General features: G+C 65.4%; 9 protein-coding genes. 5 read left to right on the top strand and 4 right to left on the bottom strand.

What is annotated here, in order from left to right; all coding sequences use genetic code 11:
* Positions 1–9 precede the first annotated feature (9 nt).
* The 5 genes from FKZ61_RS05860 (at position 10) to FKZ61_RS05840 (ending at position 5,809) form a co-directional block, all read left to right on the top strand.
* On the top strand, positions 10–186 hold the full coding sequence (locus FKZ61_RS05860) for a hypothetical protein (RefSeq protein WP_170199323.1): 177 nt from the start codon (positions 10–12) through the stop codon (positions 184–186).
* Positions 187–274: 88 nt separating this feature from the next.
* Positions 275–1,246, top strand: coding sequence for an aldo/keto reductase (locus FKZ61_RS05855; RefSeq protein WP_141609146.1), 972 nt, complete (start codon positions 275–277; stop codon positions 1,244–1,246).
* Positions 1,247–1,259: 13 nt separating this feature from the next.
* The gene (gene serB / locus FKZ61_RS05850; RefSeq protein WP_141609145.1) at positions 1,260–2,483 is read left to right on the top strand and encodes a phosphoserine phosphatase SerB; all 1,224 of its coding nucleotides are present in this window, start codon (positions 1,260–1,262) and stop codon (positions 2,481–2,483) included.
* A gap of 25 nt (positions 2,484–2,508) precedes the next feature.
* A complete protein-coding gene (locus FKZ61_RS05845) occupies positions 2,509–4,533 on the top strand; it encodes an alginate lyase family protein (RefSeq protein WP_141609144.1) in 2,025 nt (674 codons plus the stop codon).
* Positions 4,534–4,627: 94 nt separating this feature from the next.
* Entirely contained in the window at positions 4,628–5,809 is a 1,182-nt protein-coding gene (locus tag FKZ61_RS05840; protein WP_170199321.1) for a phospholipase D family protein, read from the top strand.
* 112 nt (positions 5,810–5,921) lie between these two features.
* Here the strand turns inward: FKZ61_RS05840 and FKZ61_RS05835 are convergent, their stop codons facing one another.
* The 4 genes from FKZ61_RS05835 to FKZ61_RS05820 all read right to left on the bottom strand — a co-directional run bounded on the left by FKZ61_RS05835 (position 5,922) and on the right by FKZ61_RS05820 (position 13,089).
* Complete coding sequence (locus FKZ61_RS05835) at positions 5,922–6,701, bottom strand: metallophosphoesterase (protein WP_141609142.1); 780 nt, start codon at positions 6,699–6,701, stop codon at positions 5,922–5,924.
* 436 nt (positions 6,702–7,137) lie between these two features.
* Positions 7,138–10,629: a glycoside hydrolase family 2 TIM barrel-domain containing protein gene (locus FKZ61_RS05830; RefSeq protein WP_141609141.1), complete on the bottom strand. Its 3,492-nt coding sequence runs from the start codon at positions 10,627–10,629 to the stop codon at positions 7,138–7,140.
* 217 nt (positions 10,630–10,846) lie between these two features.
* Positions 10,847–11,857, bottom strand: coding sequence for a lysylphosphatidylglycerol synthase transmembrane domain-containing protein (locus FKZ61_RS05825; protein ID WP_229964162.1), 1,011 nt, complete (start codon positions 11,855–11,857; stop codon positions 10,847–10,849).
* Between the two features lie 26 nt (positions 11,858–11,883).
* A complete protein-coding gene (locus tag FKZ61_RS05820) occupies positions 11,884–13,089 on the bottom strand; it encodes a Glu/Leu/Phe/Val family dehydrogenase (RefSeq protein WP_407659865.1) in 1,206 nt (401 codons plus the stop codon).
* Between the last annotated feature and the right edge of the window lie 46 nt (positions 13,090–13,135).

Genomic DNA, 13,135 nt, shown 5'->3' with positions numbered 1-13,135 from the left:
CAGCTACTTATGACTACACGAAAAGGCCAGGTTCACCTGGCCCTGCCCACCCGACATTTGATGCGCCGGGTCGGGGCCAGCTATCTGGTGATGTGGCCCGCCAGCTGTGGCGCATCCGCCAGCCCCTGGACACGGGGGCCTGGCTCACCCACCCAGGTTGCAAGTTCCTGGAGCATCTGGCAATGATGGTATAGTAAATCCCGGCAGACTGGAATAGTAGAACCAAACCCATGGCATAGGGTCATTGTGACAACAACAGGAGGAAGCATTCATCATGTACACCCGAATCCTGGGGCGAAGCGGTATCGAAATCAGCGGCCTGGGCCTGGGCTGCTGGGCCATCGGCGGCCCCTTCTGGCGCGGCGACCGCCCCGTGGGCTGGGGCGAGGTGGACGACAAGGAGTCCATCCGGGCGCTGGAGCGGGCCCTGGAGCTGGGCGTCACCTTCTTCGACACCGCCGACGTCTACGGTTGCGGCCATAGCGAGCGCATCCTGGGCCAGGTGCTCAGCCCACGGCGGGAGCAGGTCATCATCGCCACCAAGTTTGGCAACATCTTTGATGAGCAGAGCCGCTACATCACCGGCGCCAGCGGCGAGCCGGCCTACATCCGCCAGGCCTGCGAGGCCAGCCTGCGCCGCCTGCGCACCGACTACATCGACCTCTACCAGTTCCACATCGGCAATTACGATCTGAACCGGGCGGAGGAAGTCCTGGAAACCCTGGAACAGCTGGTGGACGAGGGCAAAATCCGCTGGTACGGCTGGAGTACCGACGACCCTGAGCGAGCGGCCTTCTTTGCCCAGGGCGAACACTGCGCCGCCATCCAACAGCGCTTTAACCTCTTCGAGGGCAACGTCGATATCCTGGCCATCTGCGAAGAACAGAACCTGGCCAGCATCAATCGCGGCCCCCTGGCCCAGGGCTTGCTCACAGGCAAGTTTACCCCCGACTCCCGCCTGCCGGAGAACGACGTACGCCGGGACTGGGACTTCCGCACCGGGGAGCAGGCCCGGCGTCTGAGGGTGCTCAACGAAGTGCGGGAAGTGCTCACCGCGGGCGGCCGCACCCTGGCCCAGGGGGCCATCGGCTGGCTGTGGGCCCGCAGCCCGGTGACGGTGCCCATCCCCGGCTTCAAAACCGTGGCCCAGGTGGAAGAAAACGCCAACGCCCTGGAACTCGGCCCCCTGAGCCCCGACCAGATGGCAGAAATCGACGAACTTTTGGCACGATATGCAACGGCATAACGAACGCAACGGTATGACTGAAACCAACGAAATCTTTCTCCTCAACATCACCGGCCGCGACCGGCCGGGACTGGTGGCCCGAATCACGAGCGCGCTGGCCGCCTTTGGTATCAACGTGCTGGACATCGGCCAGGCGGTCATCCACGACCACCTGGCCCTGGGCCTGCTGGTGGAGATCCCCCGGCAGCTGGAGTCAGCGGCCGTCTTCAAGGAGCTGCTCTACGTGGCCCACGAGCTGAACGTCCAGGTCCGCTTTACACCGGTGGACCTGGAGACCTACGAGCGCTGGGTGGACGAGCAGGGCAAGGAGCGGCGCATCATCACCATGATGGGCCGCAAGCTCACCGCCGGCCAGATCGCAGCCGTGGCCGCCATCTGCGCCCGCTATGGCTTGAACATCGACGTCATCACCCGCCTCTCCGGCCGGGTCTCCCTCACCCGGCCCAGCCGGGAGCCCAAGGCCTGCGTCCAGTTCTCGGTGACGGGCAAGCTCCACGACGAACACGGCATGCGTCGGGAGCTCCTGCAGATCTCCCAGGAGATGGGCATGGATGTCTCCTTCCACGTGGACGACATCTACCGCCGCAACCGCCGCCTGGTGGTCTTTGACATGGACTCCACCCTGATCCAGATCGAGGTCATCGACGAGCTGGCCAGACGGGCCGGCGTGGGGGAAGAGGTGGCGGCCATCACCGCGGCGGCCATGCGGGGCGAGCTGGACTTCAAGGAAAGCCTGCGCCGCCGGGTGGCCCTACTCAAGGGGCTGGATGAGTCCGTCCTCCAGGAGGTGGCGGAGAACCTGCCCCTCATGGAGGGCGCGGAGCGGGTCACCTGCACCCTGAAGCGGCTGGGCTACAAGATCGGCATCCTCTCGGGCGGCTTCGACTACTTCGGCAAAAAACTCCAGGAGCGGCTGGGCTTCGACTACGTCTACGCCAACCGGCTGGAGATCGTGGACGGCAAGCTCACCGGCCGGGTGGTGGGGGAGATCATCGACGGCCCCAAGAAGGCGGAGCTCCTCCAGCAGATTGCCCAGCGGGAAAACCTCTCCCTGGAGCAGACCATCGCCGTGGGCGACGGCGCCAACGACCTGCCCATGCTCAGCGTGGCCGGGCTGGGCGTCGCCTTCCACGCCAAGCCCATCGTGCGGGAAAAGGCCCAGCGTTCCATCTCCAACCTGGGCCTGGACGGGCTGCTCTTCCTCATCGGCATCCGGGAACGGGAGATCCAACAGTAAACCAACAACACGGAGGCGCTATCCCATGGACACCACCCCAGCAACCGGCCCCCGCCTGAGCGACCAGGAGTTCTTCAGCCAACATGTGGACACCAGCCGCCCCGGCCTGGCGGAGATCCCGGCGCTGGTGGCCCGGGGAGACCTGGCGGCCGCGCGCCGGGTCTTCGCCGCCGAGGCCCGGGCCAGCCTCCAGCCGGAGCGCTTCCTCTCCATCCGCCGGACCTTCCGGGGCAGCAACTTCATGTACCCGGGTGAAAGTGTGGCCGAAGCGGCGGAACGGATCCTGCGCCTGGAGCTCATCTCCTGCGGCACGCCCCACCGCTTCCAGGGGGAGGTGGACTGGCACGCCAACCCCACCTACAATCAGTACAAGGAGTGGCCCTTCCAGCTCAACCGCCACCCGGAATGGGCCATCCTGGCCGAACGGTACCGGGAGACCGGCGACGAGCGCTACGCGGCCGGCTTCGTCCAACTCTTCCGCAGCTGGGTGCGCCAGGTGTTGGTGCCGCCCGACGCGCCCGGCAACGCCACCCTGGGCTGGCGCACCATCGAGGCGGGCATCCGCATGGGCGGTGCCTGGCAGTGGGCCCTCCACTCCTTCTACCGCTCCCCCCACTTCGACGACGACGTGCTGGTGGACTGGTACAAGTCGGTCTGGGAGCATGGCTGGCGGCTGCGCCACTTCCATTGGACCCACAACTGGCTCATCATGGAGATGAACGGCCTGGCCCAGATCGGCCTCCTCTACCCCCAGTTCCGGGAGGCAGAGGCCTGGCGGACCTACGCCCTGGAGCGGCTGGTGGAGGAGCTGGATAAGCAGGTCTACCCGGACGGCTTCCAGTATGAGCTCACCACCAACTACCACCAGGTGAACATCCGCAACTACCAGTGGCTGTGGGATGTCTACGCGGCCTACGACCAGCCGGTGCCCGATGCCTTTGCCCCGGTCTTGGAGCGCATGCACGAGGCCAACCTGCGCCTGGTGATGCCCGACGGCCGCCTGCCCGACGTGAATGACGGAAGCTGGATGCAGGCCGCCCCCCTCTTCGACCGGGCGGTGGAGCTCTATCCCCACCGGGCCGACTTCCGCTGGGTGCACAGCGGCGGTCCCCGGGCGCCCAAGGAGGGTGAGCCGCCGGCGGAATGCTCCTGGGCCTTCCCCTACGCCGGTTACGTGGTGCTGCGGGAAAGCTGGCAGCCGGACGCCATCTGGGCGCTCTTCGACGGCGGCCCCTTTGGCTGGGCCCACCAGCACGAGGACAAGCTCAACCTGCTGCTCCACGCCTACGGCCGGCTGCTCCTGACCGAGGGTGGCAACTACGCCTACGACACCTCGCCCATGCGGCGCTACGTCCTCTCCACCCGAGCCCACAACACCGTGCGGGTGGACGGCTGGGACCAGAACCGGCGGGCCCACTACGTGCATCGGGAGGAGGCCATCCAGGAGCCGGCGGGGGTACGCTGGCACTTTGGCAAAGCCCGGGATTGGGTGGAGGCCGCCTACGAAGAAGGTTACGGGCCGGATGCGGGCATCCCCGTGGTCCATCGCCGCCGGGTGATCTTCCTGAAGCGCCCCCAGGGGGCGCTGGGACCCTGCCTGCTGGTCATCGACCGCCTGCTTCCGGAGGACGACGGGGTCCACAGCTACCAGGCCCTGTGGCACTTCGACACCGAAGAGGCGGCGGTCATCTCCCTGCCGGAAGGCGGCGTGGCGATTGCCAGCCAGGACCCCGAGACGGCCAACCTGACCATCGTCCCGGCCCGGCTGGCCGGCCTCACCGCCAGGGTGGTGGCCGGCCAGGAGGAGCCCGAGTGGCAGGGCTGGAAAGCGATCCTCAACCACCAACAGGGGCAGTACGCGCCCGCGCCCACTGCGCTCGTCGAGTGGCAGGCCCAGGGCCCGGTGCGGCTGGTCACCCTGCTCTACCCCACCCGCGCGGGAGAGGAGTGCCCGGTGGTGGGCGTGGAGGCAGATGGGGACGTGGCCGCCACCCAGGTGCGCGTTCACCTGGCGGATGGGGAAGTGGTGGCGTTGGACGAAGAGGGATGATGGCGGGAGGCAGCCTCACCCCCATCCCCTCTCCCCCGGCCTTGGCCCGTCTATAAACGGCCAGGCTGGCATGGAGAAAGGAGCGGCCCGGACCATGAAAATTCTAAAACCCCCTTTGGCCGGTTGTTTGCGCACCCTGTTCCAGGATGCCAGTGACCTGGTGATGGTCAGCCCGTGGTTGAAGATCCAAGCACTGAAATGGATCATCGACACCCCTCGAAGACAGCCTGCGTGCAAGCTCCGGGTTCTGATGGGCGGTAACCTTCGGGACTTTCTAAGCAAGGCAAGCGATATCGAAGCGGTGGAATGGTTACTTGAAAGGGGTGCTGAGGTACGACTGGCATCTAATCTCCACGCCAAGATCTATATGGCAGATCGATCACGGGCGATCGTCACATCTGCGAATCTGACACAGCCGGGACTTGGCCTGGATCACGGCAACGTGGAAGTCGGTATTCTCGTGGAGGAACCTGAGGCCATCCTCGAGCTAGACCAGCTCGTAACAAGCTGGTTTGCAAAGAGCCCAAGTGTTGGCTTCAACTGGCTACGCGACATCAAGGCGCAGATAAAAACGATGGCGGCCGAGAAGAAAACGCTCTCGGCCGCACAGAAAGTTGAAGAGAGGTTGAAAAAGCTCGACGAACAATCGGGAAACAGCCGGGTTCAGATTCCCAAACCCGAGCGCGGCCCAGTCCATGACGATGTCGACGTCGAAACAATTCTACATGCAATGTTCTCCTCGCGTGCAGAATGCGAAGCAGGCCTGGCGCTTTTTACACAGGCCCTGGCCCAGCTCCCTTCGATGCAAGATCTTCGGCACATCATCTCGATCACCTTTCGGCCGGATGTCCACAAGTTGACCCTCAACATGGGCATGTGGGAGATCGTCAGCCTGTACCGCAAGCAACGGCAGACCGAAGCGACATTCTGTGTCAATTTCCAGCGGCTGAGAGATACCAGGCGATTAACCGGACTTATCCGTACTTCGAGATTGCAAAAACGGTGGGCAGGGGATGGTGACTATGGATTTGTGCGGCTGAAATGGGAGCATCCCTTTGAACAGCCCTCCATCCTTTTTGAATCCTGGCGTATGGCCATCCTGCACGCGGCCGAGGTATTTAGGAGCTGGAAAGGTACCAGCTTCATGAGATATCACAGGGAAAATCTATTGCAACTATTCATGGATGCTGAATTGCGTGCTCACATGCTCCATAGGGCCTTCCCTGCGCTCAAGAAGATCGCCCAACAAGAGCGCGAGCAAAGCTGGTTCCGTTAGAACGCCCCATCCTCCTAACAAGACCCTCTTCCCGACCCGATCCCAAACACAAAGAAACCCCTACACGGCTCTCCCAGGCCGTGCAGGGGCCGTGATGGGCATGGACGCCCCCTCAAGAGGCCGGCAGCCGCCCGAAGGTGACCTGCCGGGTGTGGGTGTCCAGGATGGCATAGTGCCCATCCCGCAGGGGACCCGGGTTGATCACCAGGGTGGAGCCGATCTCCGCAGTGCCCTGGCCGTCCAACGCGCTGCCACAGAAGGCAAAGCGAGGCCGATAGGTCTTGATGATGGATTCCACCACGTGGCGGCCGATGTGTTTGCCATTCTCCAGGTCCAGGTTGCCCCGTCGGGGCGGCGTGTTGAAGACCATCAGCAAATTCTGGTCGATGTGGCGGACAAATTCAAAGGCGAAGGAGGCTTCCCACTCCGGGTAGACCAGCAGGAACCGGTTTTCCCGCAGGTCGTCGCTGATGCCGCCACCGAAACCCACCACGGTCAGGTCCTCCCCGCTCACCGGGGCAAAAGAACGGTGGACCACCTCCACATTGGGCTCCACCACCTCGTGGTTGAGGGCCGCCTGCATGTAGAGGCGCTCCGGCGCGTCCAGGTAGCCCGGCACCACGTAAACCGGGATGTCGTACTTGCCCATCTCATCGAAGAAGGCCTCATAGGCGCGGACCGCGGTCTCTTCCAGCCGCTCCAGGACTGCCTTTTCCATCTCGGGCTTCTCGCCGACATCTGCAGCCTTGCGGAACGCCTCGGATCGGGCATCTTCCGGGATGATGTTGCCACAGAAGACGATGGCGTCGATCCGTTCCCTGGAGACCAGCTCAGACAGCTGAGACAACCGCTCGGTCGCACCTCGCAGATCGGTAATGCCAAGAATGCGCATAACGTTCACCTCCGTTTCGCCACAATCTCAGCATTTCCAGTCTCACCAGAAATCACAGGAGCAGAGGTTTCCCCCTGCTCCCAGTGTAATCCTGTCGTGTTAGAGAGACACAAGCGAGAGATTAACGATCTGTTTGCATCATCCTCCACCGGATCGCCACATGGGCAGCCCCCTCCGGACCCGGGGTGGATGTCGGCAAACCGATGCCGCGCGGTAGGGGCGGGCACGGGGGCCCGCCCCAATGTCACCAGCCGCGAAAGGGCACCGGTTTGCCGTAGGGGCGGCTCCCAGCCGCCCGCTGTCGCCACATCCCGACAGGTGCAGGAGCGGCGACGGATGCGCCGCTACGAGCGGCGCCTACGACGGGATACCCATTTCCGTAGGCCGGAATGGAAGCGCGAAACATTTTCCGCCCCACAATACAATCCACGACCCGTCAACCCATCCGAATCCCACAGAGCTGGAACCGGAACCGATATTCCCCGGGTGTCAGCATGTACTGGGGCAGGACGCCTGGCCCGCAGCTCCCGTTCCCCAGCCCACACTGGGCGTAGTCCAGGTTCAGGGTGATCTCATCCCGCCGCTTCAGCTCGTAGGTGTGGGTGGCCCGGGTCAGGTCCTCGGTGGTGAAGTGGTGGGCGCTCACGTTGAGCAACGGCTGCCCCACCACCAGCAGCCCCCCACCGTCGCCGGTCAGGGAGACCCAGCGCACATCGGTCTTGTTGCCGTTCTCCTGGGGCATGATGTAGGGCGTGTACTGCTCGTCCACGCTGCCGGAGAAGACGCCCACCCAGGCCCCCTCCTTGCGGTCCACGTAGCTTTCATGGGGGCCCCGGCCATACCAGGTGAAGGTGTTGAAGCGGCCGGGCAGGGTCATCTGCAGGCCCAGGCGAGGCAGGGAAGGCGGCATTTCCCCGGCGCAGAGGGCGTGGAGATCCACCGTGACCACGCCAGTTGCTGCCACGGTGTACACCAGCTCGCAGGTGATCTCGGCCCGGTCATGGGGCCGCAGGAGCGCCTTGAGCTCCTGATTGGTGTGGCCGGCGTAGTGGGCCAGCCGCTCCTTCACCTCGGCGGGCGCCTGCACGGCAAAGGGACCGTTGACCAGCTGGTGCATCCGGTCCAACAGCTCGGCGATGCGATCTTGCCGGTCCAGGTGGGTCACAAAGGCCCGGGCCCGCTCCGCCCCATCGGCGCCAGGCAGCTCGTCCACGTTGACCCCCATCAGCAGGCCCAGGTTGCGCAGCTGGCCCGGGTCCACAAAGTGGGCAAAGAGCCCCTGGAGCTGGGCCAACATGGACTGCCAGCGGCTGGCCTGAACTGCCTCCACGTCGATGGCGGCGCTGTGGCGGGAGCGGACGGTCACCTGCACCTGGTCGGGTCCCGGCTGCTCCACGCAGACCGCCAGCACCTCTTCCTGGAGCCGATCCAGGCCCGACTCTCGCCAGCGGATGGCCATGCGCTGCTCGCCCCAGGTGTTGGCGTCGTTGTCCGTGGGCGCCCGCCAGACATTGAAGACGGGGCCGCTCACCAGCAACTCCTGCCCTCCCTGTTGCCAGCTCATCAACCGGCCCGTCCGTCGGTCGAAGGTCAGGGAAAAATCCCGTCCGGCCACGGCAATGTGGCCATCTTCCTCCTGCACACGCAAGGACCCGCCAGCAGAAACGTCCACCAGGTGGGGCATCTCCGGCTGGGGCTCCAGGGCGAACTGGGCCCAGGCCAACTCGTGGCCCTGGGGCGCCCAGGGCGTCTCCTGGGCCAGGGTGAAGTGCAGGGTGAGCCAGTACGCGGCGCCGACCACCGGGGAGATGGCCGGCAAGGGGATCTCCACGATCTCCCGCTCCCCTGGCCGGGTGTGGAGGGGCTCCAGCCGGCCCGCAGCCAGCTCTCGCACCGACGCCGTTCCCGTGCGGGCCGACACCGGCCCCACCTCGGTCACCGTCCAGCGGATCTCCAGGTCGCTCAGGTCCTGGAAGAGGCGCCGGTTGGTCACCTCCAGCCGGCCCCGGGCCAGGTCCAGGGGAGTGACCCGCACCGGCTCCAGCACCTTCTTGTACTCCCACAGGGCCGGATGGGGAATGCGGTCGGGCCAGACCAGGCCGTTGATGCAGAAGTTGCCATCGTTGGGATGGTCGTCAAAATCCCCGCCGTAGGCGAACCACTCCTCCCCATCCTCGGTGCGGCGTCGAATGCCCTGGTCCACCCAATCCCAGATGAAGCCGCCCTGCAGCCGGAGATGGGCCTCGATGGCCTCCCAGTACTCTTTGAGGTTGCCGGTGCTGTTGCCCATGGAGTGGGCGTACTCGCACATGATGATGGGCCGGGTCTCATGGGGGTCCTGGGCCATCTGGATGATGCGGGCCACGCTGGGGTACATGGGCGCCAGGATGTCGACGATGGGCGCGTCCTCCGCCGGGTGATAGTGGATGGGCCGGGTGGGATCCTGGCCCCGGATCCACTCGGCCATGGCGTCGTGGTTGGGGCCATAGCCCGACTCGTTGCCCAGGGACCAGATGATGACCGACGGATGGTTGCGGTCCCGGGCCACCATGGCCGCGGCCCGGGCCAGGAAGGCCTGCTCCCACGCAGGGTCCTTGGCCAGGCGGTCCCACACCCCGTGGGACTCCAGGTTGGCCTCGTCGATGAGGTAGATGCCGTAGTAGTCGCACAGCTCGTACCAGCGGGGGTCGTTGGGATAGTGGGAGGTGCGCACCGCGTTGAGGTTGAACTGCTTCATCAGCCGAATGTCCTGGACCATGGAGGCCACGGTCACCGTGTGGCCGGTGTCCGGGTCATGCTCGTGGCGGTTCACCCCCCGGATGACCAGCGGGACGCCGTTGAGGCAGAGCTGGCCATCCCGGATCTCCACCTGGCGGAAGCCCACCCGGCAGCCCACCACCTCCAGCACCTGCTCGTCCGGGTCCAACAGCTCCAGCAGCAGGGTGTACAGGTGGGGATGCTCATCGGTCCACTTGCGGGGGTTGGCCACCGGCCGGGCCAGATCCACCGTCAATTCGCCGCCGGGCTGCAGGCGCAGCGGCTGTTCCGGCTCCCCACGGACCACGACCTGACCGTCGTGATCGTAGAGGGTGGCCCGCAGGCGCACCGTGGGCTGGCCGGTGCGGGCCGGCGCCTTGCCATAATGCCGTACGAACGCCCGCACCCGCAGGGTCGCATCCCGGTAGGCCGGGTCCAGCTCCGTCTGGACCTGGAAATCCCGCACATGGACCGAAGGGGCCGACCAGAGGTAGACGCTGCGGAAGATGCCGCTCAGCCGCCAGAAGTCCTGGTCCTCCAGGTAGCTGCCGTCGGACCAGCGGTAGACCCGCACGGCCAGGGTATTTTCGCCCCGCCGCAGGAAGGGCGTGATGTTGAACTCGGCCGGGACCCGGCTGTCCTGGCTGTATCCGGCTGGCTGGCCGTTGATCCAGAGGTGGAAGGCCGAGTCCACCCCCTCGAAGTGGAGGAAAATCTGGCGCCCCATCCACTCGGATGGCACCTGGAAGGTCCGCCGGTAGCAGCCGGTGGGATTGTCGTCCGCGGGTACGCCGGGCAGGTTGTCGATGGGGAACGGGTACTGGACGTTGGTGTACATGGGCTTGTCGTAGCGGAGGATACCCCGCTGGATGTCCCCACCCTGGAGCTGCCAGTTCCCTGGGACGGCAATCAGGTCCCAGTCCGAATCGTCGAAGTCTGGCTCGTGGAAGTCGGCCGGCGCCGCGGCCGGGTTGGGCGCCAGGTGAAAACGCCACTGGCCGTCCAGGAAGCGCACGAAGGGGGAGGCGCTGCGGTCCAGGGTCGGCGCAGCGAAGGCTGCCAGCGCGGTGGCCGTATCGCCGAAGGGGATCAGGGTGGCGTGGCCCGGCTCCTTGTTACGCGCCACCAGTTGCGGATTTTCCCAATCATTCAGATACACTTGTGTCGTCATCGTTGTGCTCCGCTCGAGTCAGTGGTCGAGTCCATGGGTGACCCCACGGTCAAAGGGACCTGAAAAATGTAGAGGCGCAAGGAACACAGAGATTCTCGCCAGAAAAGCTCTGCGTTCCCTGCGCCTCTACGAAACAAACAATCCTGTTGCGGCCCAGTCATCTGCGGTCTCATGGAGAGCGACCGAAGGCCAGGAACGGGCAGGAAAGGCGACGAAATCAGGCCGATGTCTCCGTCTCTGCCGCCGGGGCCAGGGAAGGCCTTCGGGCCTGCTCCGCACCGGCCAGGAGTTGTGGCCAGAGGGAGAAGCTCACCACGCCGATGAGCACCCCCATCCACAGGGTGCAGAAGCGGACCAGCAGGGCCGCCGCCGTGGCCGGGGCAGTGGACATCCCCAGGGTCTGGACGCTGAGGGCCACCAGGCTGCCTTCCACACCGCCCAGCCCGCCGGGCATGGCGATCACCGCGCCGATGACGGCGCTGATGGAGAAGATGAAGATGGCGATCAGCAGGGTCTGCGGGCCAGGAGGGGCGCCGAAGCCAGTCAACACCACGTAGTAGGCCACCCCTTCCGCGGCCCAGCTCACCACGCCGATCAGGAGCGAGATGAGCAGGTTGCGGGGCCGAAAGATCAGGTAGCTGCTTTCGTAAAAGGCATGCAGGTGGCCCGCAAAACGGCGGATCAGGGGAAGGCGCTCCCCCAGGGACAGGAACCAGAGGGCCAGCGGCCGGATCTGGATGACGGCAATGGTGGTCAGGAAGGCCGCGAAGACCAGCGCAGCCACCAGCCGGGCGGTGGGGTTGGGAAAGGCGAACAGCCCCACGCTGGCCAGGATCAACATGGCCGTGCCGTCAGTCATGCGCTCGGCCAGGATCACCGGTGCGGTCACGCTCATGGGCGTGCCCGTGACGTTCTTCACCATGTAGCTCTTGAGGAACTCGCCGGCCTTGCCCGGGGTCATGACCATGAGCATGCCGACGCCGAAGATGCGGGCGCTGTCCCGCCGGGGGATCTCCACCCCCAGCAGGCTCAGATACCACTGCCACTTGATCAACCGCCCCACGTAGTTCACCAGGGTAAGGCCCACCGCCACCGGCAGCCAGATCCAGGGAAAATCGGTCAGGGCGGCGGTCAACTGGTGCCAGTCGCTGTAGAGGGCCAGGGCCACGTAGACCAGCAGCCCGAATACCAGGGAAAGGAGAAGTTTGCGTCGCAGGTCGTTGCTCATGCCAGGCATGATAGCACAGCCCCCGGCTACGGATAAAACCCGCGCACCCGCACCGCTTCGGAAATCCGTTCGATGGCCGTCACGTAGGCCGCGGTGCGCAGGTTGCAGCCCCGACGCACGGTGACACCGATCACCGCCTCCAGGTTGTCCAGCAGGGTCTGCTCCATGCGCCGCCGGATCTCGCTCTCGTTCCAGAAGTAGGACTGGAGGCCCTGGACCCACTCAAAGTAGCTCACCACCACGCCGCCCGCGTTGCAGATGATGTCCGGAATCACCAGGATACCCCGCTCTTCCAGGATGCGGTCGGCCTCGGGGGTGGTGGGGCCGTTGGCGCCCTCGGCCACCAGGGACGCCTGGATCCGCGGGGCGTTCTCCCGGGTGATCTGCCCTTCCAGCGCGGCCGGCACCAGCACATCCACGGGCAGCTCCAGCAGCTCCCGGTTGCTCAGGGGCTCCCCGCCGGCAAAGCCCGTGACGCTGCCCGTCTCCTGCACGTGGCGCATCAGGTGGCGGATGTCCAGCCCCTTCTCATTGAAGACGCCGCCGAAACGGTCGCTGACGGCCACCACCCGCGCGCCCCGTTCGTGCATGCTGAGGGCCGTCCAGCTTCCCACGTTGCCAAAGCCCTGGATGGCCACCCGAATGTCCTCCAGCCCCCGGCCAAAGCGCTGTTTGAGCACGGCCCGGGTCACGTAGGTGATGCCCAGGCCCGTGGCATACTCCCGGCCCACGGTGCCACCGATGCTGACCGGCTTGCCGGTGATGACCGCCGGGATGGAATAGCCCCGGTGCATGGAGTAGGTGTCCATGATCCAGGCCATGATCTGGGCGTTGGTGCCCACGTCCGGCGCGGGGATGTCCCGCTCCGGGCCAATGAAGAAGCTGATCTCGGTGGCATAGCGCCGGGTCAGCCGCTCCAGCTCCCCCCGGCTCAGGTCGTGGGGATCCACGATGACGCCCCCTTTGGCGCCGCCGTAGGGGAGGTTCATCAGCGCGCATTTCCAGGTCATCCACATGGCCAGGGCGCGGCATTCGTCCAGGGTAACGTCCGGGTGATAGCGGATGCCCCCCTTGGTGGGGCCTTTGGCGGTGTTGTGATGGACCCGGAAGCCGGTGAAAATGCGCATCTCGCCGCTGTCCATGCGCACGGGGAAGTGGACAATGAGCTCCCGTTGGGGGCGGGAGAGGTAAGCCCGCAGATCCGGGTCCAGATCCATGAAATCGGCCACCATGTTGAACTGGGCCTGGGCGACCTCGTAGGCGGTGGCCCGGGGAAGC

The sequence above is a fragment of the Litorilinea aerophila genome, from assembly GCF_006569185.2.
Taxonomy (GTDB): domain Bacteria; phylum Chloroflexota; class Anaerolineae; order Caldilineales; family Caldilineaceae; genus Litorilinea; species Litorilinea aerophila.
Note: the sequence above shows the minus strand (reverse complement) of the source record. Positions and strands in the feature narration are given on the sequence as shown.

Coding starts and splice junctions, on each gene's coding strand:
- FKZ61_RS05855 (WP_141609146.1), top strand. CDS start 275: ATGTACACCCGAATCCTGGGGCGAAGCGGTATCGAAATCAGCGGCCTG.
- FKZ61_RS05820 (WP_407659865.1), bottom strand. CDS start 13,089: ATGGTGGCCGATTTCATGGATCTGGACCCGGATCTGCGGGCTTACCTC.
- serB (WP_141609145.1), top strand. CDS start 1,260: ATGACTGAAACCAACGAAATCTTTCTCCTCAACATCACCGGCCGCGAC.
- FKZ61_RS05830 (WP_141609141.1), bottom strand. CDS start 10,629: ATGACGACACAAGTGTATCTGAATGATTGGGAAAATCCGCAACTGGTG.
- FKZ61_RS05845 (WP_141609144.1), top strand. CDS start 2,509: ATGGACACCACCCCAGCAACCGGCCCCCGCCTGAGCGACCAGGAGTTC.
- FKZ61_RS05860 (WP_170199323.1), top strand. CDS start 10: ATGACTACACGAAAAGGCCAGGTTCACCTGGCCCTGCCCACCCGACAT.
- FKZ61_RS05825 (WP_229964162.1), bottom strand. CDS start 11,857: ATGAGCAACGACCTGCGACGCAAACTTCTCCTTTCCCTGGTATTCGGG.
- FKZ61_RS05835 (WP_141609142.1), bottom strand. CDS start 6,701: ATGCGCATTCTTGGCATTACCGATCTGCGAGGTGCGACCGAGCGGTTG.
- FKZ61_RS05840 (WP_170199321.1), top strand. CDS start 4,628: ATGAAAATTCTAAAACCCCCTTTGGCCGGTTGTTTGCGCACCCTGTTC.